Source organism: Bacillus sp. FSL K6-2861 (genome assembly GCF_038630725.1).
Classification (GTDB): domain Bacteria; phylum Bacillota; class Bacilli; order Bacillales; family Bacillaceae; genus Bacillus; species Bacillus velezensis.
This window is the reverse complement of sequence record NZ_CP152037.1, coordinates 1,649,248-1,674,610: the sequence shown is the minus strand read 5'-3', so window position 1 is coordinate 1,674,610 and position 25,363 is coordinate 1,649,248. Positions and strand designations below refer to the sequence as shown.

At 45.2% G+C, this 25,363-nt stretch carries 28 protein-coding genes and 1 pseudogene; all 29 read right to left on the bottom strand.

All coding sequences use genetic code 11. The annotated features are described in order from the left end of the window. Positions 1 to 2: 2 nt before the first annotated feature. Positions 3 to 272, bottom strand: a complete 270-nt coding sequence (gene fliQ / locus NYE62_RS08335; RefSeq protein ID WP_003154234.1) for a flagellar biosynthesis protein FliQ — start codon at positions 270 to 272, stop codon at positions 3 to 5. 14 nt (positions 273 to 286) lie between these two features. Next, positions 287 to 952 carry a flagellar type III secretion system pore protein FliP gene (gene fliP, locus NYE62_RS08330; RefSeq protein ID WP_007409786.1) on the bottom strand — a complete coding sequence of 222 codons (666 nt, stop codon included), beginning with the start codon at positions 950 to 952 and terminating at the stop codon, positions 287 to 289. After that, positions 945 to 1,598: a flagella biosynthesis regulatory protein FliZ gene (fliZ, locus tag NYE62_RS08325; RefSeq protein ID WP_020955822.1), complete on the bottom strand. Its 654-nt coding sequence runs from the start codon at positions 1,596 to 1,598 to the stop codon at positions 945 to 947. Before fliZ ends, fliP begins: the two co-directional genes overlap by 8 nt. Positions 1,599 to 1,612: 14 nt before the next feature. Further along, positions 1,613 to 1,975 carry a chemotaxis protein CheY gene (gene cheY, locus NYE62_RS08320; RefSeq protein ID WP_003154238.1) on the bottom strand — a complete coding sequence of 121 codons (363 nt, stop codon included), beginning with the start codon at positions 1,973 to 1,975 and terminating at the stop codon, positions 1,613 to 1,615. Positions 1,976 to 2,001: 26 nt separating this feature from the next. Beyond that, complete coding sequence (gene fliY / locus NYE62_RS08315) at positions 2,002 to 3,138, bottom strand: flagellar motor switch phosphatase FliY (protein ID WP_015417472.1); 1,137 nt, start codon at positions 3,136 to 3,138, stop codon at positions 2,002 to 2,004. Continuing rightward, positions 3,128 to 4,126 carry a flagellar motor switch protein FliM gene (gene fliM, locus NYE62_RS08310; RefSeq protein ID WP_003154240.1) on the bottom strand — a complete coding sequence of 333 codons (999 nt, stop codon included), beginning with the start codon at positions 4,124 to 4,126 and terminating at the stop codon, positions 3,128 to 3,130. Before fliM ends, fliY begins: the two co-directional genes overlap by 11 nt. 33 nt (positions 4,127 to 4,159) lie before the next feature. After that, the gene (gene fliL, locus NYE62_RS08305) at positions 4,160 to 4,579 is read right to left on the bottom strand and encodes a flagellar basal body-associated protein FliL (RefSeq protein WP_014417773.1); all 420 of its coding nucleotides are present in this window, start codon (positions 4,577 to 4,579) and stop codon (positions 4,160 to 4,162) included. Next, positions 4,576 to 4,791, bottom strand: a complete 216-nt coding sequence (locus tag NYE62_RS08300; RefSeq protein ID WP_003154243.1) for a flagellar FlbD family protein — start codon at positions 4,789 to 4,791, stop codon at positions 4,576 to 4,578. The genes fliL and NYE62_RS08300 overlap by 4 nt, the downstream gene beginning before the upstream one ends. 39 nt (positions 4,792 to 4,830) lie before the next feature. Then, positions 4,831 to 5,607, bottom strand: coding sequence for a flagellar basal body rod protein FlgG (gene flgG / locus NYE62_RS08295; protein ID WP_007409783.1), 777 nt, complete (start codon positions 5,605 to 5,607; stop codon positions 4,831 to 4,833). Positions 5,608 to 5,631: 24 nt separating this feature from the next. Continuing rightward, positions 5,632 to 6,072, bottom strand: a complete 441-nt coding sequence (flgD, locus tag NYE62_RS08290) for a flagellar hook assembly protein FlgD (protein ID WP_007409782.1) — start codon at positions 6,070 to 6,072, stop codon at positions 5,632 to 5,634. Continuing rightward, positions 6,073 to 7,416 (bottom strand): flagellar hook-length control protein FliK, encoded by a 1,344-nt coding sequence (locus tag NYE62_RS08285; protein WP_144664697.1) that lies wholly within the window; start codon positions 7,414 to 7,416, stop codon positions 6,073 to 6,075. A 6-nt stretch (positions 7,417 to 7,422) separates the two neighbouring features. Next, complete coding sequence (locus NYE62_RS08280; protein WP_342497356.1) at positions 7,423 to 8,037, bottom strand: MotE family protein; 615 nt, start codon at positions 8,035 to 8,037, stop codon at positions 7,423 to 7,425. Positions 8,038 to 8,048: 11 nt separating this feature from the next. Beyond that, positions 8,049 to 8,492: a flagellar export protein FliJ gene (gene fliJ, locus NYE62_RS08275; RefSeq protein WP_003154253.1), complete on the bottom strand. Its 444-nt coding sequence runs from the start codon at positions 8,490 to 8,492 to the stop codon at positions 8,049 to 8,051. Between the two features lie 5 nt (positions 8,493 to 8,497). After that, the gene (gene fliI / locus NYE62_RS08270) at positions 8,498 to 9,814 is read right to left on the bottom strand and encodes a flagellar protein export ATPase FliI (protein WP_015417467.1); all 1,317 of its coding nucleotides are present in this window, start codon (positions 9,812 to 9,814) and stop codon (positions 8,498 to 8,500) included. Further along, entirely contained in the window at positions 9,811 to 10,566 is a 756-nt protein-coding gene (gene fliH / locus NYE62_RS08265) for a flagellar assembly protein FliH (protein WP_060675466.1), read from the bottom strand. The genes fliI and fliH overlap by 4 nt, the downstream gene beginning before the upstream one ends. Next, a complete protein-coding gene (fliG, locus tag NYE62_RS08260; RefSeq protein WP_003154256.1) occupies positions 10,559 to 11,575 on the bottom strand; it encodes a flagellar motor switch protein FliG in 1,017 nt (338 codons plus the stop codon). Before fliG ends, fliH begins: the two co-directional genes overlap by 8 nt. Before the next feature lie 12 nt (positions 11,576 to 11,587). Further along, positions 11,588 to 13,198: a flagellar basal-body MS-ring/collar protein FliF gene (gene fliF / locus NYE62_RS08255; RefSeq protein ID WP_012117551.1), complete on the bottom strand. Its 1,611-nt coding sequence runs from the start codon at positions 13,196 to 13,198 to the stop codon at positions 11,588 to 11,590. 42 nt (positions 13,199 to 13,240) lie between these two features. Further along, positions 13,241 to 13,561: a flagellar hook-basal body complex protein FliE gene (fliE, locus tag NYE62_RS08250; protein ID WP_007409777.1), complete on the bottom strand. Its 321-nt coding sequence runs from the start codon at positions 13,559 to 13,561 to the stop codon at positions 13,241 to 13,243. A gap of 10 nt (positions 13,562 to 13,571) precedes the next feature. Further along, complete coding sequence (flgC, locus tag NYE62_RS08245) at positions 13,572 to 14,024, bottom strand: flagellar basal body rod protein FlgC (protein WP_007409776.1); 453 nt, start codon at positions 14,022 to 14,024, stop codon at positions 13,572 to 13,574. Next, positions 14,024 to 14,413, bottom strand: coding sequence for a flagellar basal body rod protein FlgB (gene flgB / locus NYE62_RS08240; RefSeq protein ID WP_003154260.1), 390 nt, complete (start codon positions 14,411 to 14,413; stop codon positions 14,024 to 14,026). Before flgB ends, flgC begins: the two co-directional genes overlap by 1 nt. Before the next feature lie 353 nt (positions 14,414 to 14,766). Continuing rightward, complete coding sequence (codY, locus tag NYE62_RS08235) at positions 14,767 to 15,546, bottom strand: GTP-sensing pleiotropic transcriptional regulator CodY (protein ID WP_003154263.1); 780 nt, start codon at positions 15,544 to 15,546, stop codon at positions 14,767 to 14,769. A 37-nt stretch (positions 15,547 to 15,583) separates the two neighbouring features. Further along, complete coding sequence (gene hslU, locus NYE62_RS08230; RefSeq protein ID WP_257008574.1) at positions 15,584 to 16,996, bottom strand: HslU--HslV peptidase ATPase subunit; 1,413 nt, start codon at positions 16,994 to 16,996, stop codon at positions 15,584 to 15,586. Positions 16,997 to 17,003: 7 nt separating this feature from the next. Continuing rightward, the gene (gene hslV / locus NYE62_RS08225) at positions 17,004 to 17,549 is read right to left on the bottom strand and encodes an ATP-dependent protease subunit HslV (protein WP_003154267.1); all 546 of its coding nucleotides are present in this window, start codon (positions 17,547 to 17,549) and stop codon (positions 17,004 to 17,006) included. A gap of 15 nt (positions 17,550 to 17,564) precedes the next feature. Continuing rightward, on the bottom strand, positions 17,565 to 18,482 hold the full coding sequence (gene xerC, locus NYE62_RS08220; protein WP_007409774.1) for a tyrosine recombinase XerC: 918 nt from the start codon (positions 18,480 to 18,482) through the stop codon (positions 17,565 to 17,567). Between the two features lie 69 nt (positions 18,483 to 18,551). Beyond that, the gene (gene trmFO / locus NYE62_RS08215) at positions 18,552 to 19,859 is read right to left on the bottom strand and encodes an FADH(2)-oxidizing methylenetetrahydrofolate--tRNA-(uracil(54)-C(5))-methyltransferase TrmFO (protein ID WP_012117550.1); all 1,308 of its coding nucleotides are present in this window, start codon (positions 19,857 to 19,859) and stop codon (positions 18,552 to 18,554) included. 64 nt (positions 19,860 to 19,923) lie between these two features. Further along, positions 19,924 to 21,999, bottom strand: coding sequence for a type I DNA topoisomerase (gene topA / locus NYE62_RS08210; protein WP_095352159.1), 2,076 nt, complete (start codon positions 21,997 to 21,999; stop codon positions 19,924 to 19,926). A gap of 181 nt (positions 22,000 to 22,180) precedes the next feature. Beyond that, a pseudogene (gene dprA, locus NYE62_RS08205) lies at positions 22,181 to 23,080 on the bottom strand (DNA-processing protein DprA). A gap of 65 nt (positions 23,081 to 23,145) precedes the next feature. After that, the gene (gene sucD, locus NYE62_RS08200; protein ID WP_003154281.1) at positions 23,146 to 24,048 is read right to left on the bottom strand and encodes a succinate--CoA ligase subunit alpha; all 903 of its coding nucleotides are present in this window, start codon (positions 24,046 to 24,048) and stop codon (positions 23,146 to 23,148) included. Between the two features lie 28 nt (positions 24,049 to 24,076). Then, entirely contained in the window at positions 24,077 to 25,234 is a 1,158-nt protein-coding gene (gene sucC, locus NYE62_RS08195; protein WP_003154283.1) for an ADP-forming succinate--CoA ligase subunit beta, read from the bottom strand. Positions 25,235 to 25,363: the final 129 nt, after the last annotated feature.

Here is a 25,363-nt window from a genome sequence, read left to right as displayed (position 1 = left end):
TTCTACCCTGCAAATCGGTTCAGATGAGAAAACAGATCAGTTGTGAACGAAAGAATCGTCGACAGCATCCAAGGACCGAAAAAGATCAGTCCAAGCATCACCGCCACGATTTTCGGAATGAACGCAAGCGTCTGTTCCTGGATTTGAGTTGTCGCTTGAAAGATACTGACGAGCAAACCGACGATCAGCGCGATCGCAAGCAGCGGCCCGCTGATCATTAGTGTTACATATACGGCTTTTTCCGCCATGGAAATTACAAATTCTGAACTCACAATTAGCACCTACCCTAAAAGCTGTCAAGCAAAGATTTCACGATTAAATACCATCCATCGACCAAAACGAAAAGCAATATTTTAAAGGGCAGAGAGATCATAACCGGCGGTAGCATCATCATTCCCATTGACATTAAGACGCTCGCCACGACCATATCGATAATTAAAAACGGAATAAAAATCATAAAGCCCATTTGAAAAGCGGTTTTGAGTTCTGATATCGCATAAGCGGGCACCATCGTCGTCAAAGGAATATCCTGAATCGATTCAGGTTTTTTCATTTTGGCATAGTTCATAAACAGCGCCAGATCCTTCTGCCTTGTATGCTTGCTCATATACTCTTTAATCGGCTTCTCGGCTTTTGTATATGCTTCATCGAGACTGATTTTATTGTCCATCAGCGGCGTTAAGGCTTCCTTATTAATCTCTGAAAAAGTCGGCGCCATAATAAAAAACGTCAAAAACAGCGCAAGGCCGATTAAAACCTGGTTGGGAGGCATGTTTTGCGTCGCCAGTGAGGTTCTTACAAAAGACAGGACGATGACGATTCTCGTAAAGCAGGTCATCAAAATCAGAATCCCCGGCGCCACTGAAAAGACAGTCAAAAGCAACAGTAATTTAACAGTGGAGCTGACTTCGGTCGGACTGCTTGAATTAAAAAGATTAATAAATTCATTCATGATGATAAGGGCCTTTCTTCTTTCCTTCAGAACGGCTTTGTTTCAGCTCGTTCAGCTGTTCTTTCAGCGCTTTTGAAAACGACGGAAGCATCGTTTGCGGCTTTTTTTCTCCATCCTTACGCCGATTTACGAGCTTGGTCCATTCCACTTTTGAAGACATCGACTCTTCGTATTGGCTCAGAATCGCCTCGCGCTCTTTTTCATCTTCAATTTCTTTTAAAAGCTGTATCGTTTCGCCCACACCGACTACGAGAACACTGTTTCCCACTTTAATCAGCTGCACGGAACGGTTTTGGCCGACTGACGTTCCGCCGATATTTTCCACATATTGAAACGGCTTCAGCAGACGGTTTCTTCTATTCATCAGTTTGACAAATCCATAGATCAGCAGAATGACGAATAATAACGCCCCAATCATCTTTACAAAATCAAAAGCGGAGACAGAAGATGCAGAAGCATCCCCTATCTCTTGATCAGCCGTTTGTTTCGATGTATCGCTTTTTTTCTCTGTTTTGTTTGTTGATTGTTTGTCAAACCATTCGTTGACGGTGGAATTGTCAGACTCCGCCGCAAAAGCAGGGAACGGATGTACATTGAGTAAAACGAAACAACAAATCAAAGCTAGTAAACCATGACTCTTTTTCAACAGTCGTACACCCTTTAGCTTAATGTTTTATTAATAGCTTCAAGCACGCGGTCCGCTTGGAACGGTTTCACGATAAAGTCTTTTGCGCCGGCTTGAATCGCGTCAATAACCATTGACTGCTGGCCCATAGCCGAACACATGATGATTTTCGCCTGCGGATCGATTTGTTTAATTTCCTTTAAAGCTGTAATCCCGTCCATTTCAGGCATTGTAATATCCATTGTCACAAGGTCGGGGGAATGCTCTTTGAATTTTTCGACTGCCTGCGCTCCGTCTGAAGCTTCAGCTACAACGTCAAAACCGTTCTTCACTAAAATATCTTTGATCATCATTCTCATAAATGCTGCATCGTCTACAATTAAAATTCTGTGTGCCATAATCTGTTTCTCTCCTCTATGTTCGCTTATTTTAAATTGTTAAGGCGGTCTGCCTGACTTAAAATATCAGTGACTCTCACGCCGAAGTTTTCTTCTATGACAACGACCTCGCCCTTTGCCACGATCCGCTGGTTGACCAGAATGTCAACAGGTTCACCAGCCAGCTTGTCAAGCTCAATAATGCTTCCCGCAGAAAGTTCAAGGATTTCTTTGACGCTTCTCTTCGTTCTGCCGAGCTCAACCGTAACGGAAAGCGGAATATCCATCAGCATATCAAGGTTATTCCTTGATCCTTGCGCCGCTTCGTTATGATCAAACGCCTGGAATTCTACCGGAGCGACTTGAACAGGAGCAGCTTTTTTTGCGGTTCCCTGTCTCTTCGGAAGCTCGGGTTTTGCCTGCGGCTCCGGCTGCATGGCAGGTTCCGGCTGCGGCGTTTCGTATGTTTGCTGAGGTTCTGATACAGTTTCTGCGGCCTCTGACTCATGCTGGTCTGCAGTCATCAGGTCTGCGATCAGATCTTTCGCAAACGTAATCGGATAAAGCTGCATGATGCTCGAATCGATTAATTCGCCGACTTTCAGACGGAATGACACTTTTACGAGCAGGTCATCCTCAGGTATTCTGTCGGTCCCTTTTTCTTCCGTCACATCCAGAAGTTCAACCCTTGGCGGAGAAATGTCAATCTTTTTACTGAACACGGTCGACATTGACGTAGCAGCCGAGCCCATCATTTGATTCATTGCTTCCTGCACGGCGCTCAGGTGGATTTCACCGAGTGACGGATCGGCGCCCCGGCCGTCCCCGCCGATCATCAAATCCGCGATGATGGCCGCGTCGCTTTGTTCGACGACGAGCAAATTGCTGCCGTCAAAGCCTTCTGTGTAGTTCACTTCAATGGCAACATACGGATGAGGAAATTCATCACTGATTTTGCTTTTTGAAATGACGGTCACACTCGGGGTCGTAATGTCCACTTTTTGATTTAAAAGAGTGGACAGCGCCGTAGCCGAGCTGCCGAACGAAATATTCCCGATTTCTCCGATCGCATCGCGCTCAAGTTCAGACAAGTTCGCCCCTTGAGGCTGTTCTGTATCCTCTGACTGACTGCTTGTGCCGTTAAGAAGAGCATCGATTTCATCTTGAGATAATCTATTGTTCATCTTGTTCACCTCTTATGTCGTGATCTAAAATTTGCACTGCCTGTCTTCGATTCACCCGGCCGGCCTGCCCTAAAAACTTCGGTTTGTTTCCGACCAATACAGTAAGAGGATCAGTCACTGATTTGTCCAGAGTTATACAGTCCCCGACTTCCAAACTTAAAAATTCTTCTATTGTCAGTTCAGAAGCGCCCAAGAGAGCCACAACGGGAATTTGAGCCGTCATGATGCGCTTTTCAAGCAACTTCGTTTCTTCGGGCTTCGCTTCATTCCGGTCTGATTGCATCCAATAATGTACGGAAAGCTTAGGGATAATCGGCTCAAGTACGACATGGGGAATACAAAGATTAATGACACCGCTGATTTCACCTATCTGCGTATTGAGAGAAATGACAACGACTGTTTCATTTGGGGAAACCATCTGTACAAACTGAGGATTCACTTCAAATTCAGTCATTTCAGGGTCAATATCAGCAATCGATTGCCACGCTTCTTTGTAGTTGCCCAGTGCATTTTCAAATAAGTTAGAAATAATATTCGTTTCAATTTCCGTAAGGCTGTCAGCTTTGTTATGAGTGATGCCGATGCCTCCCATGACGCGGTCAAGCATTGCGTATGCGATGGTGGGATTAACCTCCATCATAATTCTGCCTTCCATCGGATGAACATCGAATAAATTTAAAATCGTCATGTTCGGTATGGAACGGATAAATTCTTCATACGGCACCTGGTCAACTGAGCTGACGGATATATGAATATACGTTCTGAGCTTGGCGGAAAAGTGTGTTGTGAGAAGCCTCGCAAAGTTATCATGTATCCGGGTTAAACTGCGTATCTGATCTTTCGAGAATCTGAGAGCCCGTTTAAAATCATATACCTTTACTTTTTTCTCTTTAACTTCCTTTTTCAGCTCTTCCGCATCCGCCTCACCCGTGGAAATGGCGGAAAGCAGTGCGTCTATTTCATTTTGGGAGAGAACTTCTCCTGACATTTTCTTCACCTCCGTATTCTGTCAAATTTGTTTTTATTGCAGATTAAAGGAGGTAATGTACACTTTCTGAACTTTTCCTTCTTGGAGATAGCTGTTTACTTTCTCTTTTAATGATTGTTTAAACGCTTCTCTTCCTTTATCTCCCTCAATCTCTCCGGCGCTTGTGTCAGCTAAAATGGAAATGATATTGTCTTTCACCTGAAAATCGCGTTTTTCAAGTTCTTCCTTCGCTTTAGCCGAGTCGGTTTCAAGCTTGATGCCGATACGGATGATGCTGTCAGACTTTAAGTTTGTCGTGATATCGTCGACAGACACAGTGGCTGCAACGACTTCGTCAATTGTCGGCTTTTTATCTTTGCCGGAATTTCCGCTGACGACAAAATATGCTGCCGTTCCGAGGCCGGCGATGACAATTAAAATAATCAGCAAAATGATGACTAATTTTTTCTTCATTCTTCTTCCTCTATTCCCTGATCCAGTGAAAATATTTGTATGCTATGGTAAAACGATATGACTTTTTTGAGAACTGCTTCTTCCGGTTCTTTCACTACGAACTTTTTGCCGTTGGACAGTGTAATCGTCGTGTCGGGGAAGCACTCAATCTGTTCGATAAACAGCGCGTTCAGCGTAAAAGGCTGGCCGTTTAAACGGGTGACTTGAATCATGCAATCCGGAGAAGCGGCCTAACCGCCTCTCCTCCCTCCTTACCGTTTCAGATTAACCAGCTCCTGAAGGATTTCATCTGAAGTCGTAATGATTTTTGAGTTTGATTGGAAACCGCGCTGAGCAACGATCATTTCGGTAAATTCATCTGTCAGATCTACGTTTGACATTTCAAGATAGCCTGCCAAAAGCTTACCCGTTCCGTTTTCGCCCGGAGTGGTGACTGCGCTTGCAGCTCCTGAACTTAATGATTCTCTGTAAAGGTTTCCTCCGATTTTTTCCAGACCGGCGCTGTTAGGGAACGTGACCAGACCGATTTGTCCGGCATCATGAACCTCATCCCCTGCATCAGTGTATGTAACGGTTCCGTCTGCACCGATGCTGTAATCTTTCGCATCAGTCGGAATATTGATTTTGCCGCCGCCGATTTTTTCAAGATAGTACCCGTCAGTCGTAACAAGGTTTCCTTGATTGTCCTTTCCGAAATTCCCCGCACGTGTGTAAACAATTCCCGCACCTGTATTAATCTGAAAGTAGCCGTCTCCGTCAATGGCTAGGTCGGTTTTATTCTGTGTAGCCTGCGGGGCGCCGGTTGAATGAACAACATCAATGGAAGAAGTCGCGGCACCCAAGCCGATTTGTTTTGAATTGGTCACGTTTGAACCGCCGGCGACTGTCTGGCTGATCATATCTTTAAATGTAACGCGGCTTTTCTTAAATCCCACTGTGTTGACGTTGGCGATGTTATTGCCGATTACATCTAGTTTTGTCTGAAAGTTTTTCATGCCGCTGATACCGGAATATAATGAACGTAACATGTTAAATTCCCCCTGAGTTTCTTATTATTTAGATGTTTCGCTGACGGCCGTGACATTCCACGGACTGACCTCTTTGCCGTTTTCAAGCACGAGCACGTAATTGCCGTTTGAATGCTTGACTGAATTGACCGGGCTTGTCTGATCCTTCCCGTCGCTGTCGCTGAATGTGACATTTTTGCCGATCCAGTTCACATACATCGTAAACGGATCTTGATTTTCTACAAATTTAGTCATCGTCGTATTCATATTCATCATTTGCTCCAATGAAGAAAATGTCGCCATCTGGCTGATGAATTCTTTGTCATCAACCGGATTGAGCGGGTCCTGGTTTTGAACCTGTGTCATTAAGATCTTCAGAAATTCGTCTTTCCCTAAATTCGTGCTGCTGTTTACTGCGGAGGTGCTCTTCGCGCTTGAAGTGGTTGAAGCGCCCGCCGCGGCATAATCCGAGTTTACTGATGTCAACTATTCTTCCTCCATTTCATTGATAGAAAGCTCCTCCAGCATATCTCCGAAATCGCCTGACTGCTGCTGGTTCTTCTGCTCTCTCTGTCCCTGATGCTGCTGTTTATTGTGATCGGCCGTCTGCCCGTAAACAGGCTGCTGATCCCCGCTTTGAAGCGGGACTGTAAAACGGTCGACCTGGACCGCCATATTCGGAAGCGACTGTTTCAGCTGAGGAAGATGCTGTTCCAGCAGCTCTTTCGCGGACTGGCTGGATGCGATTATTTTGCTTTGAAACATCCCGTTTTCGTTTGTCACCTTAATTGTGACAAATCCGAGGTTCTCGGGATTAAGACGAATCGTAAAGCTTCCGGTTGTTTTCCCGAAAGGCGTGTATTTCATCTGTTTCCAGCCGCTGATGACCTGATCCGTTAACGGTTTATTTTCTGCCGGCTGCTGTTCAGCTCCTGCGGACGTTTGCTGAATGCCGGCAAGGCTTCTCGTTCCCGAAAACAGTATATGTGCAGACAATTTGCTGTCAGGCGCCTTTGCGTGAGTAACCGTGCCGCCGTTTTGCTGTTCTGTTTTCCCGGCTGACTCTTGGGATGATTCAGATGATTGAGATAACACAAAAGCTTTCAGCTCAGTTTCAGCCATATCCCATTCCTTTGTTCCCTTTTGAGAAAGGCCCGCAAGCTGCTCCGCGACGCTTTGAAAGCTCTTCAGCTCAGCGGCTGTCATGGAGTAAAGTTTAGATGCAGATTCGTTTTTCGGAAAAAATGTCTGCCGCAGGTCTTGAATCACGCGGTCTGGGACACCTTGTTTTTTCAATGCCTCTAATAAACGGGCGCCTTCCTGGTAAACCGCCTTTGCCTGCGCGCTGTCCGGCAGTTCCTGCTGAGATGTGAAGAGCTGGGATACGGCTTCTTGAATGAAAAGCAGACCCTTCTCAAGCGCATCCTTGACGGAATCCCCGTCTTTTGCGGAAGAATCCGGCTCATCCGTTTCAGGCTTCGCCCCATGCTGTTTGCCCGCTAACATGTCTTCTACAGATTCGGCAAGCTGTTTCAATAAAGGAAGAGCTGTTTCAGCCGTCTGCTTTCCTTCAAGAGCTTTTACCGCCTCAAGCAGCTTTTTTAGCTGCAATTCTTTATCTTCCGGGCCGGCTTTCAGCCAATCACCGATTTTCGATAGGGCATCATTCAGCTCTGCGTCACTTGTTTTGGTTTCATCTCCGGGCTGCCGGGGAGAAGTGATTTCCGACAGGAGCCAGTTCTGAAATAGACCTAAGCTGTTTACATTCATCTTCGCATTGCTGTTTTGCACAGTCTGCGTACGATTACCCGTTAATTCAGGCAGCTTCAACTTACATCACTCCTTATTTCCGTCAGCGGATAGTTTTTCTGTATATTTAGCCGCTTGTTCAGGAGTCATTTTCGTCAAGATTTCAGCAAGCTGCTTTTTACTTAATCCGTTTAAAATATCGAGGGCTTCTTTTTCTTTCAGCTTTACGATAATGCTTGCCGCTTTACCGCTGTCCATACTTTTATAGATGTTGATCATTTTATCTTTTCCGGCTGAATCCGCAGCGTCTTTTTTCGTTTCATCCGTCTTCGTTTTCTGCTGCTGTTCAGCTTCCTGTTTCAGTGAACGGATTTTCTGATTCAGATTATCGATTTCGGACTTGCTTGTGTCTAAATCTTTATTCAAAATGTTAATTTCACTTTTTTGTTCCTTTATGGTCTTTTCAAGAGAAGCCGTTCTGTCTACCTTCTGCTTTTCCGCCGCGCTTTTCATTTCTTTCGTTTCGGGAACCAATTCATTTAAAACAGGCGTTTTAGCGGCTGTTTCCTGAATCGGCTTCATCACATCAACGCCGGCAGCCCAAAGGATGATGCTTGCGACGATGATCAGAAAAATCAGCGGGATCATGATAAAAAGCAGGATTGAACCGAACTTTCCAGATCTCTTTTCTTTATCGGCCATTTCATTCGCTCCTAATGCCCCTGAATCATAAACTGCTTGATTGAAATGTCGTCCATTTCCCTCATCTCTGCAGCTTTGTCTTCAAGTGCGAACATATTAAATTGTTTTTCCCGCATTTTTTCAAATTTCTTTACTTCAATGTTTTTTTCGGTGAGCTGTTCCTGCTTCTCATTCATTTCATTTCGTTTCATGATGACAAGCTTTTGATAATGATAGATGGTGTTCTCAAGATTGGAAACGAATTGCTGATAATGTCTCATTTCCTGAACGCTCATTCCGCATTTCAGCTTTGATTCTTTGTCTTTTTCGAGCAATTCTTTTTTGCTCATATTTTCATATAGTTTTTCAGCCACTGTCTCAAATTCAGAAACCGATTGTCTGTATTCAGTCAATGTTTGGTCTTTTTCATTTTCTTTTAATTCCAGCAGCTTTTGAAATCTGAATTGGTATGCCACGATGTTTATTCCTCTTTTCCAGTCAGACTCGTCAATGCCGCAATGCTGTCTTCCAATTGAGCAGGTTCTTCCGTTCCTTGTTTTAAAAATTGAATAAGCTGCGGATAAAACTGAATCGCTTCATCAATTTCTCTTGATGATCCTCTTTTGTAAGCTCCGATATTAATGAGATCTTCAGAGTTTTGATAAGTTGACAGAAGATCGCGGAATTTGTTGGCCGCCTCTTTGTGCGCTGTGTCTGAAATATTAGACATGACCCTGCTGATGCTTTTCAGGATGTTCACGGCCGGGAACTGCCCTTTGTTGGCAAGCGCCCGATCGAGAACGATATGCCCGTCTAATATTCCGCGCACCGTATCGGCAATCGGTTCGTTCATGTCATCTCCGTCTACGAGAACCGTATAAAAAGCGGTTATCGTTCCTTGTTCATTCGCGCCCGTTCTTTCCAGCAAACGGGGCAAAATAGCGAACACAGAAGGTGTATATCCTTTTGTTGTCGGCGGTTCTCCCGCTGCCAGGCCGATTTCCCGCTGAGCCATCGCGACCCTCGTGACGGAGTCCATCATGAACATCACATTCCGGCCTTTATCGCGGAAGTACTCTGCAATGGCGGTGGCCGTATACGCCGCTTTCAAACGCATTAAGGCAGGCTGATCAGAGGTCGCGACTACGACTATCGAGCGTTTCAGGCCTTCTTCGCCTAAATCCTTCTCGATGAATTCACGCACCTCGCGCCCCCGTTCCCCGACGAGTGCGATAATGTTTAAATCAGCTTCAGTCTGCTTCGCGATCATTCCCATCAGGGTGCTTTTTCCGACTCCGCTTCCGGCAAAAATCCCGATTCTCTGCCCTTTTCCTACCGTCAGCAGACTGTCAATCGATCTTACGCCGACACCCATCTTTTCCCGTATCGGCGGGCGTTTCATCGGGTTTGGCGGCGGCTGTTCCGTCGAAACGGGGGACAAACCTTTCGGGAGCGCCCGGCCGTCAAGAGGTTCGCCGAACGCGTCGACAACTTGTCCGATTAAACCCGCGCCTACTTTGATGCGGAGCGACTCCCCAGTGGCCTCCACAATGCTGCCCGGCGCGATGCTGGCCGCTTCCAGATAAGGCATTAACAGAATGTTTTCATCTTGGAAGCCTACAACCTCAGCTTTAATCGCTTTTTTCGCATGGCCTTTCGGATAAATGAGACAAACATCTCCGATTGAGCTTTCGGGCCCTTTTGATTCAATCATCAGCCCGATGACCCGTTTAACCTTGCCGTAGCGCTTGTACGGATCCGCTGTTTCAATTGAGTCTATTAAATACTGTGTCTTCATTGCTCCGCTCCCGCCTCAAGCGCCGTTAAAAGCTTTTGCTTTAATTGCATCAGCTGGGTGTCTATGCCTGCATCAACACGTCCGAACGGAGTTTCTATCGAGCACGTTCCCTTCGCGGCTTTTTCATCGGCATATAAGCTTAATCTGCATTCTTTGTATAACAGCTGCTGAATTTCGTCCATATGCTGATGAACCGTCTCATAATATTCAGGGTCCACATAGATGGAGATGTCATCATAATCTTTCACTTCGGCTACTACCTGTTTGACCAGCAGAAGGAAAGCCTCTTTATCATCACTTTTTTGCCGCCATACTTTTTTAGCGAGCGCAACGGAAAGCTCAATGATTTCTTCCTCAGCGCTTTCCAGTTTTTCCTCGACTGACTGTCTCGCCATTTCCATAACGGCATTGGCCCGGCTGATGAGATTGGCGTATTCAGCTTGAGCCTCGGCTTTTCCCAATGCCATGCCTTCTTCATATCCTTCTGCCTTTGCTTCTTCTATCAATCTTTGTTTTTCTTCCGCCCAGCGGTTTTTCGCTTCTTCAATCTGCAGAAGAGTGTGCTCTAATTGATTTTTCGCTTCTTCAGACACCCTGTCGGCTTCTGCTTTGGCAAAAGCCATGAGAGCCTCCGGATTTTCGGGTTCCTCCCGGTCTGGATGGGAATGTGTTTTCCTGACTTCCTGCAAGGAAAGCTTGCGCCGTTTTTGTTCAGGAGAAAATGATGATTGCTGTTTAATGATATTAGACAATAATATCGTCTCCTCCGCCTCGCGCGATTACAATTTCTCCGGCTTCTTCCAGCTTGCGGACGACGCCCACGATTCTTGATTGCGCCTCTTCCACATCACGCAAACGCACAGGCCCCATAATTTCCATTTCCTCTTTAAACGTTTCAACCATACGCTGTGACATATTGCTGAAGACGATTTCTTTGACTTCCTCGCTCGCAACCTTCAATGAAAGCAGGAGGTCGTCGTTTTCAACGTCTCTGATCACGCGCTGAATCGCACGGTTATCAAGGGTGACAATATCTTCAAAGACAAACATCCGTTTTTTGATTTCATCCGCCAACTCAGGATCTTGGATTTCTAATGAATCAAGGATCGTTTTTTCCGTTCCTCTGTCTACGCCGTTTAACACTTCAACAACGGCTTCTATGCCGCCGGTCTGCGTATAATCCTGCGTAAAGGAGGAGGACAGCTTTTGTTCAAGGACCCGCTCCACTTCATTTATGATTTCAGGAGACGTTCTGTCCATAACCGCAATCCTTCTTGCCACCTCAGCCTGAACGTCCGGGTTCAGCTCAGACAAAATCTGTCCGGCCTGCACCGGGTCAAGGTAGGATAAAATCAGCGCCATCGTTTGCGGATGTTCCTGCTGAATGAAATTTAAAATCTGTTCGGGCTCCGCTTTTCTCGCGAAATCAAACGGCTTTACCTGCAAAGAAGAGGTGAGCCTGTTTAAAATGCTTACCGCTTTGTCTTCTCCGAGCGCTTTTTCAAGCACTTGGCGGGCGTAATTTAAACCGCCTTGTGAAATATAGTCCTGAGCGATTGCGATATTATGAAATTCTTCAATGATTTCATCTTTTCTTTGATGATCGACGCTTCTGACTCCCGAAATCTCGAGTGTCAATCTTTCAATTTCTTCTTCAGACAAATGCTTGTACACAGAAGCTGATACATCAAGGCCTAAGGAAATCATGAGGATGGCTGCTTTTTGTTTTCCTGTAAGCTTGTTCTGATCACGTTTCGCCATTTTCCATTCCCCCTAATCCTCGTCCAGCCAGCTTCGAAGCAATTTAGCAAAGTCTTCCGGTTTTTCTTTAGCCATTTTTTCAAGCTGTTTTCGTCTGACTGTTTCTTCCGTTTCAATTTTCTCTTCGTTGATATCAGGCAATCGAACCGGCTCGGGCGGTGTTTCATATTCATATTCTTCGTATTCATCCTCTTGTGAGCGTTTCTTTCTGATGAGGAGAATAATAAGCAGAATAATGGCCGCAAGCAGTACGCCGCCTGTAATGTATACCCAGATCGGAAGACCTGAAGATTGTGCCGAATCTGTGTTCAGGCTTGTTTTTCCGTCAAACGGCTGAACGGATACAACGATTTTATTGTTGATATCATTGTCTGTCAGGTTTTGATTTTGCGTTTCGTTTTTATCAAGAGACGTTCTGACGACCGTTCCTAAAATCTTCTGTATATCAGCCTGTCTCTGTGCTGATAAGGAAGCGGCATTTTTCGGATTAGGCGGCTCCACCATGACCTGAATGCCTAAATCACGCACTTTATACGGGCTTTCAGCGATTTCTTTATGAATGCGGTTGACTTCATAGTTGATTTTATTGCTGCTTTTTTCGTAGTCCCCGCTGTTGGAACCGCCGTTTGTCTCGGCATAGTTCGCGGTGTCATTGCTTCCCGTTCCGGCCGTGCCGCCGTTGGCCGCGCCGTCGCCTTTATACGTTTCCGCAACTTTTTCGGCGCTTACCGCTATGCCTTCCATGTTATCTTTATCGACAGGTTCGACAGTGTCTTCAGTGCGTTTTTCCTTCGTGAAGTCAACATCCGCCGTCACGGAAACAACGACCTTATCCTGCCCCATCATTGTGCCGAGCAGTGACTGAACATGTTTTTGAATGTCCTTTTCGACCTGCGACTTAATACCTTGCTGAGAAGCATAACTGTCAGAAACGGACCCTGCACCGCTGTCACTTTTGTCATAATATGTAGAATTTTGATCCATTATGACGATATTATCTTCTTTTAAGTTCGGAACACTTTTAGAAACGAGGTGGTACAGCCCGTTGATCTGGTTTTGATCAAGCGAGTAGCCCGGTTTCATCTGCAAAACGATTGAAGCGGACGCTGCCGGCTGATCTTCACCGACGAACACGGCTTCTTTCGGCATGTTGATCATGACCTTCGAGCTTTTAATACCGTCCATTTCATTTATCAGGTTTGACAATTCCGTCTGAGTCGCCTCAACCTTTAAAACGTCAAACTCATTATCCGTCAGGCCGAAGCCCGCATTTTGTCCGAAAAACGAATAATCAATTGATCCCGTTTTCGGCAGGCCTTCCGCGGCAAGCTGGACTTTAAGCGAATCCACTTGGCTCTCAGGAACCTTAATGACCGTGCCGCCGTCAGCAAGTTCAGAAGACACCTTTTTCGTATCGAGCTCTTCTTTAATCTTCCCCGCTTCTTCCGCGGACAAATCTTTATAAAGAGGCACCATCTTTTCAGACGAAGTAAAAATAATAACGACGATGAGTAAAATAATGAATGCGGCCAAGCCGCTTACCATGAGTATCTTCTGTGTTTTTGATCTGTTGTTCCAAAACGCTGCCGTTTTGGTTTTCATTTGCATTAGAGTACGATTCATGTTAACCCCCGGTCATTCCAGTCATTCTCTTCAATCTGACCACTACATCTGCATTCTCATGATTTCCTGATAGGCTTCCACGGCTTTATTGCGGAATTCGGTAGCGGCCGTCAGAGAAATATTTGCTTTTTGGGCAGCGATCATGACCTCGTCAAGGTTTACATCCTTTCCTGCAGCCAGTTCGTTCGTTATTTGGTCAGATTTCACTTGTGACTCATTTAACGAATCAATAGAGTTTTTTAAAAGCTCCGAAAAGCTTGTTTGGTTTGAAGAATCAGTTTTTTGAGTTTGGTTTAATTGATTCGTTACGTTTTGAGTATTTTGGGTTTGTTGAAGCTGAAAAGGAGTAATAGCGTTAACCACTTACATCACCTTACTTTCCGATTTCTAACGCCTTCAAAAGCATGCCTTTGGAGGCGTTTAATGCAGTTACGTTTGCTTCATATGATCTCGAGCTGCTGACAAGATCCACCATTTCCTTTAATGGATCTACATTTGGTTTTTGTACATATCCGTCTTTATTCGCATCAGGATTCTCCGGATCATAAACGAGATTAAAAGCGGACGGGTCTTCCGTAACACCAGATACCTTTACGCCACTTCCCGCGCTTCCTGTTCCGTTCATCTTGGAATGTAAAAGGGACGAAAATGATTCGCCTCCGGATTGGAGAGATACCAGCTTTCTTCTGTAAGGCACCCATTCGCCATTTACCTGCTTCGCTCTCGTTGTATCCATATTGGCCAGGTTGGACGATACGACGTCCATCCGGACACGCTGTGCAGTTAAAGCGGAACCCGAAATATTTAAGCTTTGAAAGCCACTCATTATTTTCCTCCTGTCAAGACGGTTTTCAGAGAATTGAATTTGCCGCTCATTCTTTCAACCAAAGCCTGATAATTAATTTGGTTTTCGGCTAAATCTGTCATTTCTTTGTCGATATCGACATTGTTTCCGTTTTGCTGGTACGATGTATCACTGCTGGACACGATAGAATAATCGTCCCCCGAACCCGTAAAGTCAACGTGCCGATAGTCGGTTTTTACAGCCTCAAGATTGGATGTTTCCTGATCTAACAAATTTCGGAAAGAGACTTTTTTTGCCTTATAGTTCGGTGTATCTATATTGGCGATATTATTAGTTAAGACTTTTTGCTTAATGTCCGCTCTCCCCAAGGCATTCTCAAGATTTTGTATAGTTCCAGAAAATAAGTCCAAATCCACTTACCTCCATTTCAGATATTTTTCTCCTAAAAATCCTTGTCGAGAATTGTAAAACCATATGCTTATTGTAAGAAATAACAGGCTTAAAGTCTATGAAGTTAGACTAAAAAAAAGTGCTCAATTATATCTATTTTGCATGTAGGTATTAAGTCCTAGAATATTTGTACTACAAGGATTTGTTTAATATAAGACTGAAAATAGCAGAATTTCTGTTTCTTCCTCCTTTTTTCACACAGCAAGATGGATTATCTCAGATCAGATTCCAATAAGCAACTTTAAACTGCAACTTTTCACCTATTGTCCATAAAAAAAGCAGGACTCCCATTTTCAGGGATCCTGCTTTTGTCTTAATGAGATTTAAGGTTTTCCAATTCAATAAGGAATTTGTTGTTCAGAACTTTAATGTACGTCCCCTTCATTCCCAGTGATCTGGATTCAATGACGCCTGCGCTTTCCAGCTTTCTCAGCGCGTTAACGATTACTGAACGCGTAATGCCGACACGGTCCGCAATCTTACTTGCCACAAGCAAGCCTTCGTTTCCGTCAAGCTCTTCAAAGATATGCTCAATCGCTTCAAGTTCACTGTAAGACAGAGAACTGATCGCCATTTGAACAACTGCTTTGCTTCGCGCCTCTTCTTCGATTTCTTCCGCTTTTTCTCTTAAAATCTCCATTCCTACAACGGTTGCTCCGTATTCAGCAAGAATGAGATCATCATCTTCAAATTGATCCTGCAGACGGGACAGAATCAGCGTGCCCAGTCTCTCTCCTCCGCCGATGATCGGCACGATCGTTGTTAAGCCCGCTTGGAACAGGTCTCTGTTTTCCACAGGAAACGCCGTGTATTCGCTGTTGATATCAAGGTTTGAAGACGTCTCCGGAACATTGAACAGATTTCTCGTGTACTCTTCCGGGAACTGGCGGTCTTCAAGCATTTTTTTCATTCGGTCATTTTCAATCTGCTGATTAATAGAGTAGCCCAAAAGCTTTCCTCTGCGGCTGACGACGAAAATATTAGAATCAATGACGTCACGAAGCGTTTCAGCCATTTCTTTAAAGTTTACGGGTTTGCCTGCCGCAGCCTGCAGCATGCTGTTAATAATTCGTGTTTTTTGTAGTAAAGCCATGATAAATAATCCTCCTAGAATTCCTCTTATTAAATTTTCACAATATAAATTGACTTAGATCTTTGTTGTTTGCAATCGTTCCGAGCTTTTCTTCAACGTATTGCGGCGTGATAGCGACTTTTTCCATCGTCACGTCCGGCGCTTCAAACGACAGGTCTTCCAAGAGACGTTCCAATATCGTGTGAAGCCTTCTCGCTCCGATGTTGTCCGTATCCTGATTCACATGATAAGCTACTTCGGCGATCTTACGAATAGCTTCGTCAGAAAATTCAAGAGATATACCTTCTGTCTGCAATAAAGCCTGATATTGTTTTAACAGCGCGTTATCGGGTTCGACGAGAATCTTCACAAAATCATCTACCGTCAGCTTGCTCAATTCTACACGAATCGGAAAGCGGCCCTGCAGCTCCGGAATCAAATCAGACGGTTTGGCCATATGGAATGCCCCGGCTGCGATAAACAGCACGTGATCTGTTTTGACGGAGCCGTATTTCGTGACGACGGTAGATCCTTCGACAATCGGAAGGATATCTCTTTGAACGCCTTCTCTCGATACATCTGCTGAGGAAGAAGCCCCTCCGTTTTTTGCGATTTTATCTATTTCGTCAATAAAGATAATGCCGCCCTCTTCAGCTCTTAACACGGCCTCCTGGCCGACTTCATCCATATCGATTAATTTGCCTGCCTCTTCATTGGTCAGAACCTTCCTTGCTTCTCTGACCGTCATTTTGCGGCGTTTTTTCTTTTTTGGCACCAGATTGCTCAGCGCATCCTGCATATTCATGCCCATTTGCTCCATCCCGGAGCCTTGCAGCATGTCAAACATCGACGGCTGCTGCTCTTCCACCTCTACGGAGACGTAATGGTCTTCGAGCTCTCCCAATGCGAGCTGATGCGCCATGCGTTTTCTTTTTTCTTCAAGGCTTGCTTCTTCCTGCTGGTCGGCTTCATCATCATTTGCCGGCTGGCTTCCTCCGAAAAGCATTTCAAACGGATTTTTCACACCTGCTTGTTTTTTCTTTCCCGGAACGAGAAGCCGCACTATACGTTTGTTTGCATTTTCTTCAGCCTGTTCTTTCACTTCGCTGATTTTTTCTTCTTTAATGAGCCGCACGGATGTCTCAACGAGGTCTCTGACCATTGATTCGACATCTCTGCCTACATAGCCGACTTCTGTAAATTTTGTCGCTTCAATTTTTATAAATGGCGCACCGGTAAGCTTGGCGATCCGTCTGGCGATCTCTGTTTTCCCCACCCCGGTCGGGCCCATCATCAGGATGTTTTTGGGAACGATCTCGTCTCTCAGTTTTTCATCAAGAAGACTTCTGCGATAGCGGTTTCTTAATGCCACGGCGACAGCTTTTTTCGCATCCTGCTGTCCTACAATGTATTGATCCAACCGATCTACGATTTGTCTCGGTGTTAACGGTTTGTTTTCCATGCGCCTCAAGTCCTTTCTATTCAAGTTCTTCCAAAATGATCTGATCGTTTGTGTACACACAAATCTCGCCCGCGATTTTCAAAGCGGCTTTTGCAATATCTTTGGCGGACAGATTCTCTCCGGCATAGGTTTTCAGCGCTCTTCCTGCTGACAGGGCGTAGTTTCCGCCGGAGCCGATTGCCAAAATGCCGTCATCCGGCTCAATCACTTCACCTGTTCCCGATACGAGAAGCAAGGTATCCTGGTTCATGACAATCAGCATGGCTTCCAGCTTGCGCAGCACTTTATCGCTGCGCCATTCTTTCGCAAGCTCAACCGACGCACGTTTTAAATTGCCGTTGTATTCTTCAAGCTTCGCCTCAAACATTTCAAAAAGTGTGAAAGCGTCTGCAACAGATCCCGCAAATCCGGCCAGAACCTTTCCGTTAAACAGCTTTCTCACTTTTCTCGCGGTATGTTTCATGACTACAGCCTGACCGAATGTGACCTGGCCGTCTCCTGACATAGCGCTTTTCCCGTTATGCTGGACGGCAAAAATCGTTGTCGCATGAAAAGATGACATGAGAAGGGCCTCCTTTTAATTTTCTTTAAAAGCTCTCGGGTGGTGGGACATATATGTGTTTCTCAGCATTTCCTTCGATACATGTGTGTATATCTGCGTAGAAGACAGATTGGAATGGCCCAAAAGCTCCTGGACGCTTCTTAAATCAGCCCCTTCATTCAGCAGATGAGTCGCAAACGTGTGCCGAAGCATATGCGGGTGTATATGTAAAGTGCCGGATGCTTTTTTTACAAGCCCGCTTAAAATATACCGGATTCCTCTGGCGGTCAGCGGGCCGCCTCTTTGATTGACAAACAGCACATCATGAGGCTCTTTTGCTTTTTCAAGCAGGCACTGCCTTCCGCTGTTGATATACAGCTCCAGCGCATCACGGGCATATGAGCCGAACGGGATATAGCGCTGCTTCTTGCCTTTCCCGTGAACGAGCACCGTATCCATGAACAGGTCAAGATCTCCGACAGTGAGCGTACAGCACTCACTGACCCTCATTCCGGTCGCATAAAGAAGCTCAAGCAGGGCCTGATCGCGCATCCCTGACGGCTGACTTCTGTCTGAAACAGCGAATAGTTCCTCAAGTTCTTTTTCATAAAGAAACTTCGGAATCCGTTTCTCTTGTTTCGGCAGATGAACAAGCTGAAACGGATTCTCTTCAACAAGCTTTTCCCTCATTAAAAATTTATAGAAGCTTCTCAAAGCTGAAATTTTCTTGCTGATTGTTTTTCTTGACAGGCCTTTTTCATAAGCCTCCGTCAAAAATATTCTCACATCATGATATGCAGCTTCTTTCATTCCATTTATATTTTGAGCATGCAGAAACATCCCAAATTCTTCAATCGAATTAACATAATTCACAATAGTATATTGTGAATAATTTTTTTCAATTTGTAAATATTCAACGAATAACTTTAAAAAAAAGTTAACATTCTCAGTCATTATGAAGACCTCCCTCTCCGAAGGGCTTTTAAATGGTATCATATAATGCATCGAAGTTGCAATGAAAAGCTATATCGTTTTCGAAATAGTTTGAATAGTCTCAATTGCGCGTTTAGCGTATTCTTCATTTCGTTCTTTTTTGTTTTTAATTTTTACAGGCAATTCTTTTAAGAGGCCGAAGTTTGCATTCATCGGCTGGAAGTTCTTCTGATTTGTCGTCGTAATGTAGTGAGCCATGCTTCCGATCGCCGTCTCCTGCGGGAATGTCACAAGATCCTGACCGAGCACAAGTTTGGCGGCATTGATTCCCGCTACAAGACCTGAAGCGGCAGATTCAACATAACCCTCTACGCCGGTCATTTGGCCCGCGAAAAACAGATCATTCCGCTGTTTAAATTGATATGTCGGATTCAAAAGGCTCGGCGAGTTGATAAATGTGTTTCTGTGCATGACGCCGTATCTGACGATATCAACATTTTCAAGACCGGGGATCAGTTTAAGCACTTCTTTTTGGTCTCCCCATTTTAAATGTGTCTGAAAACCTACAATATTATAAAGCGTTCCCGCCGCATCATCCTGTCTGAGCTGAACGACTGCATAAGGGCGCTTGCCTGTTTTCGGATCTTCCAGTCCGACCGGTTTCATCGGTCCGAACAGCATTGTTTTCTTGCCTCTTTTCGCCATGACTTCAATCGGCATGCAGCCTTCAAAGAAGATTTCTTTCTCGAATTCTTTTAAAGGTACCGTCTCAGCCGTCGTCAATGCTTCATAGAAACGGTCGAACTCTTCCTCTGTCATCGGGCAGTTTAAGTACGCCGCTTCTCCCTTGTCATAACGGGATTTTAAGTACACTTTCTCCATATCGAGGCTGTCTTTTTCGACAATCGGCGCCGCCGCGTCATAAAAATACAGATACTCTTCTCCCGTGAGCTCTTTCAGCTGCTGTGAAAGCGATTCTGACGTAAGCGGTCCGGTGGCGATAACAGTCGGGCCTTCCGGAATCTCTGTTACTTCCTCAGTAAGAACCGTTACGTTCGGATGGTTTTTCACGAGATCCGTCACGCTTTGCGCAAATTCATGACGGTCAACGGCAAGCGCTCCCCCGGCCGGAACCGAGCATTTATCAGCAGATTGAATGATTGCCGAGTCAAGGGCCCGCATTTCTTCTTTTAATACGCCTACCGCATTGGCGAGTGTATTTGAACGGAGGGAGTTGCTGCATACCAGTTCGGCGAATTTATCAGTATGATGGGCTGCCGTCTGCCTGACGGGCCGCATTTCATATAGTTTCACTTGAATTCCTCGTTTTGCAAGCTGCCATGCCGCTTCACTTCCGGCAAGGCCTGCTCCGATTACATTAACTGTTTGCTGGTTCATTTCTTTTCATCTCCTGTTGTTTGTCCCTTCCACACAAAGAAGGTGAGCAAGGCTCTGCTCACCGCTACTTCTGTGGTTCTTCCTTATAATCGCATTCGACGCATTGGACTTGTATGCCTTTTTTAAGCTTTTTCTCTACGAGCATATTTTCACATTTCGGGCATTTTCGTTCAATCGGTTTGTCCCAAGATACGAAGTCGCATTCAGGATAACGGTCACAGCCGTAAAAGATGCGTTTCTTTTTTGATTTTCGTTCGACAATGTTTCCTTCATGGCACTTAGGGCATTTTACGCCGATTTGTTTGACAATCGGTTTTGTATTCCGGCAGTCAGGGAAATTGGAGCACGCCATAAATTTGCCGTATCGGCCCATTTTATAAACCATCCGGGAGCCGCATAACTCACAATCTTCATCGGCGTATTCAGGTTCAATTTCCACTTCTTTCATTTCGGCTTCCGCTTTTTTCACGCGTTTTTCGAAATCAGTATAGAAGCTGTCAATGATTTGAACCCATTCTGTCTGGCCATCTTCAACATGATCAAGGTCTCTTTCCATTTTAGCCGTGAATTCAACGTTAATGATTTCCGGGAAAAACTCCATGATAAGATCCAGCACGATCTGCCCAAGCTCAGTCGGCACAAACCGTTTATTGTCTAATCCCACGTAACCGCGGCGCTGGATGGTGTCAAGAGTCGGCGCATATGTCGAAGGACGGCCGATCCCCAGTTCTTCAAGCGTTTTAACCAGGCGCGCCTCTGTATAACGCGGAGGCGGCTGAGTAAAGTGCTGCTCAGGCTCAATATCTTTCGATAAAACCGTGTCTCCCTCTTTAAGGTCCGGAAGCATGCGGTCTTTTTCTTCCAGCTGATCGTCTTTACCCTCTACATAGACTTTCATGAAGCCGGCGAATTTGACTTTACTTCCGTTTGCCCGGAATGTCAATCCGTTATTGCTGAGATCGACGCTCATCGTATCAAGGACGGCAGGGGCCATCTGGCTTGCAACAAAGCGCTCCCAAATCAGCTTGTATAATCTGAGCTGGTCTCTTCCAAGCACCGCTTTTAAGTCGGCAGGTTTTCTGAGCACCGAAGTCGGGCGGATCGCTTCGTGAGCATCTTGTGCGTTTTCATTTTTCTTTGCCGGTTTCCGTTTTCCCGCTAAGTACTCTTTGCCGTACGCCTGATCAATAAAAGCTGACGCTTCTTCAACGGCTGTATTGGAAATCCGCGTTGAGTCCGTTCTCATATACGTGATGAGCCCGACTGTCCCTTCTTTGCCGAGATCAATTCCTTCATATAATTGCTGCGCGATCATCATCGTTTTCTTCGCTCTGAAATTCAGCTTTCTTGCAGCCTCCTGCTGCAGAGTGGACGTTGTAAACGGCAGAGCGGGATTTCGTTTGCGCTCTTTTTTCGTAACCTTGTCAACTGTATACTTATTGCCTTTCAGCTGAGCAAGGATGGCTTTTACGTCTTCTTCGCTTTTTAAAGGAAGCTTTTTGCCGTTTTTTCCGAAAAATCCGGCTTCAAATGTCTCTTTTCCCTTTAAAAATGAGCCGGTAATCGTCCAGTACTCTTCAGGTTTAAAGTCATTGATTTCCTTTTCCCGGTCGATGATCAGCCGGAGCGCAACGGATTGCACACGGCCCGCACTGAGACCTTTTTTTACTTTTTTCCAAAGAATCGGGCTGATTTTGTATCCGACGAGTCTGTCTAGTATGCGGCGCGCCTGCTGCGCATCGACAAGATCCATATTAATCATGCGCGGATGTTTAAATGATTCTTTAATGGCGTCTTTCGTTATTTCATTAAAGACGACCCGGCAGTCCGAGGTGAGATCCAGATCAAGACTGTGTGCGAGATGCCATGCAATCGCTTCCCCTTCTCTGTCGGGGTCGGCCGCGAGATAGACTTTTTTTGCTTTCTTTGCCGCTGTTTTTAATTCTTTTAAAACAGGTCCTTTTCCGCGGATCGTAATATATTTCGGTTCAAAGTTCTGTTCGATGTCAACTCCCATTTGACTTTTCGGAAGATCCCGGACATGTCCCATTGAAGCTTTGACTTTATATTTCTTCCCTAAATAACGTTCAATCGTTTTCGCCTTGGCCGGCGATTCCACGATGACTAGATAATCAGACATTTTCATCCCCCTCAAGAGGTGTTCTCTCTCTTTTCAAGTATCAATTCATTTTAGAGCTGCCTTTTTATGGCTTTCAACATTTCATTCTTTATGATGAACGTCATTTTATACATGAAAATAATGTGCAACTTTAAATCCTCACTATTATTAAATATTACAATACCGTTTGTCAAACGATATTTCAAAAGGGTTCCGTATACTGAACGCATCGGGCGGTCAGCTCTCCGTCAATATCCTCTGCGCATAATACAGCTTTCGCCCCTTCTTGAATGAGTTTTATAGGTCCTCCGGAATATGGATTAAATATGGAACCCGGAACGGCAAATACCTCTCTGCCTTGGTCGAGAGCCTGGTAAGCTGTGATTAATGAACCGCTTTTTTCTTTTCCCTGCACGACCACAATTCCTTCACTTAGTCCGCTGATTATGCGGTTTCTCATCGGAAAGTGCCATTTTTTCGGCTATGTTTCAGGAGGATGTTCTGAGAGTAGGAGATGGTGTTCAGCCATGTATTCTGCTAACAGGAGATTTTCCCGGGGATAGATGTGATGGAATCCGCCGGCTATCACGCCGATCGTAAGCCCTTTTGCCCTGATGCTCGCCTTATGAGACAATCCGTCTATACCGGATGCAAGCCCGCTTACAATGACCCAGCCTTTTTTTGAGAGTTCGGCGGAAAGATGCCCAACCGCTTTTATTCCGTCTTCCGTCGGTTTCCGCGTTCCTACAATCCCGATTTTTCTGCCTTTTTCAAGAAGCAGCGTGTTCCCTTTTGCATACAAGACAGCCGGCGGATCATAAATCGCTTTAAGCCATGTTGGATAGCGGCTTGATGAAATCGGAATGACAGTAATGCCTTCTCGGCGGTAATCGGACAGAACTTCATCAAGTTCCGGATCCTTGCGCTCTATTTCCCGAAAAATTGCTTCCGGGGCTGTTTTCCCTTCTGATAAAACAGTTAATGGATGCGGATCCGGTAAAAAAGACAGAGAATGATCAGCTTTCCACCATTTTAATAGAAGAGACGGGGAAATGATTTGATTAATACTGCAGACCATTAAACAGCGCGATGCTTGATCCAAATCTGGAAACCTCCTCTTTTTTTCAGCAAAAACAGGAACAGCCGTTACGGCTGCCCCTGCTTCGATCAGTGAGTTTTGCACGTTTCAAATAAGCCTTTTTCTTTTAACACCTTAATCAGCGTTTCACCCATTACAGAAGGGGTTTCCGCGACTTCAATTCCGCAGGCGTTCATCGTCTTGACTTTTTCTTCTGCCGTGCCTTTTCCTCCGGAGATGATGGCGCCCGCATGGCCCATGCGTTTTCCCGGAGGCGCGGTTTTACCGCCGATAAAGCCGACAACAGGCTTCGTCATGTTCGCTTTCACCCACTCAGCCGCTTCTTCTTCAGCTGTGCCGCCGATTTCTCCGATCATGATGACAGCATGTGTTTCAGGATCTTCATTGAACGCTTTTAACACGTCAATAAAGTTCGTGCCGTTGACCGGATCGCCGCCGATCCCTACAGCGGTAGATTGGCCTACGCCGGCTTCTGAAAGCTGATGGACGGCCTCGTATGTCAATGTTCCTGAACGGGACACAACGCCTACATGACCCTTTTTATGAATGTATCCCGGCATAATGCCGATCTTGCATTCTTCAGGTGTAATAACACCAGGGCAGTTCGGCCCTATTAATCTCGTTTTCTTGCCTTCCATAAAACGCTTCACTTTCACCATGTCCAAAACCGGAATGTGCTCAGTGATACAAATGACAAGATCAATTTCCGCGTCAACCGCTTCCATAATTGCGTCCGCCGCAAACGGAGCCGGCACGTAAATAACTGACGCATCTGCGCCCGTTGTATGAACCGCTTCTGCGACCGTATTGAATACCGGTACGCCTTCCGCTTCCGTTCCGCCTTTTCCAGGTGTTACACCGCCAACGATATTCGTGCCGTATTCCAGCATCTGCTTTGTATGAAATAAAGCGGTAGAACCTGTAATCCCCTGTACAATAACTCTTGTATCTTTATTAATAAAAACACTCATTATCTGGTCCCCTGCCTTTCATTCTTTCCTAAACTAAGGATACGATTTTCTGTGCGCCGTCTGCCATTGATTCCGCAGATGTGATGTTTAAGCCTGATTCATTCAGGATTTTCTTTCCTAAATCTACGTTTGTCCCTTCAAGGCGCACGACCAGCGGCAATGTCAATCCGACTTGTCTCGTCGCTTCAACAACGCCCTCGGCGATGACATCACACTTCATGATGCCTCCGAAAATATTGACGAAAATTCCTTTTACGTTTTGATCGGAAAGAATGATTTTAAAAGCTTCCGTCACTTTTTCTGCGGTTGCGCCGCCCCCGACATCAAGGAAGTTTGCAGGTTCTCCGCCGTAGTGTTTAATGATATCCATAGTAGACATTGCAAGACCCGCGCCGTTTACCATACAGCCGATATTTCCATCAAGGGAAATGTAGCTTAAATCGTATTTTGACGCTTCGATTTCTTTCGGATCTTCTTCATCTAAATCTCTGTATTCCATAATGTCTTTTTGTCTGTATAACGCATTGCTGTCGAAGTTCAGCTTAGCATCCAGCGCCATGACGTTTCCGTCCCCCGTAACGACGAGAGGGTTGATCTCGGCGATGGAGCAGTCCTTCTCAACAAATGCTTTATATAAACCGAGCATAAATTTAGCGGCTTTGCCGACAAGCTCTTTCGGGATGTTAATTGCGAATGCAATTTCCCTTGCCTGATAGCCCTGAAGGCCGACAGCCGGATCAATTACCGCTTTTTTAATTTTTTCAGGTGTTTTTTCCGCTACTTCTTCAATCTCCGTTCCGCCTTCTTCAGACGCCATTAAAACGATTCTTGAAGTAGCACGGTCAAGTACAAGCCCGACATAGTATTCCTTTTTAATATCGCAGCCTTCTTCAATAAGTAAGCGTTTTATTACTTGTCCGTCCGGACCCGTTTGATGTGTGACGAGCGTCTTGCCTAACAGTTCTTCGGCATACTCTTTCACTTCATCTTTTGTTTTTGCAATCTTTACCCCACCAGCTTTGCCGCGGCCGCCAGCATGGATTTGCGCCTTTACGACATAAACCGAGCTTGACAGGCTCTCTGCTTTTTCAACTGCTTCCTCTGCTGTAAAAGCCACTTTACCTTCAGGAACAGACACCCCGTATTTTCTGAGGACTTCTTTTCCCTGGTACTCATGGATATTCATTTCCCATCCTCCTAACTTATGTAGCAAAACTAAAAATAGACTGCGCTTTCATTCTATATAATACTGGAAGAATTGTCTAGGGTTCAAAACAAAATCTTTATATCCTTCCAAACATTCTAACTTTTATTT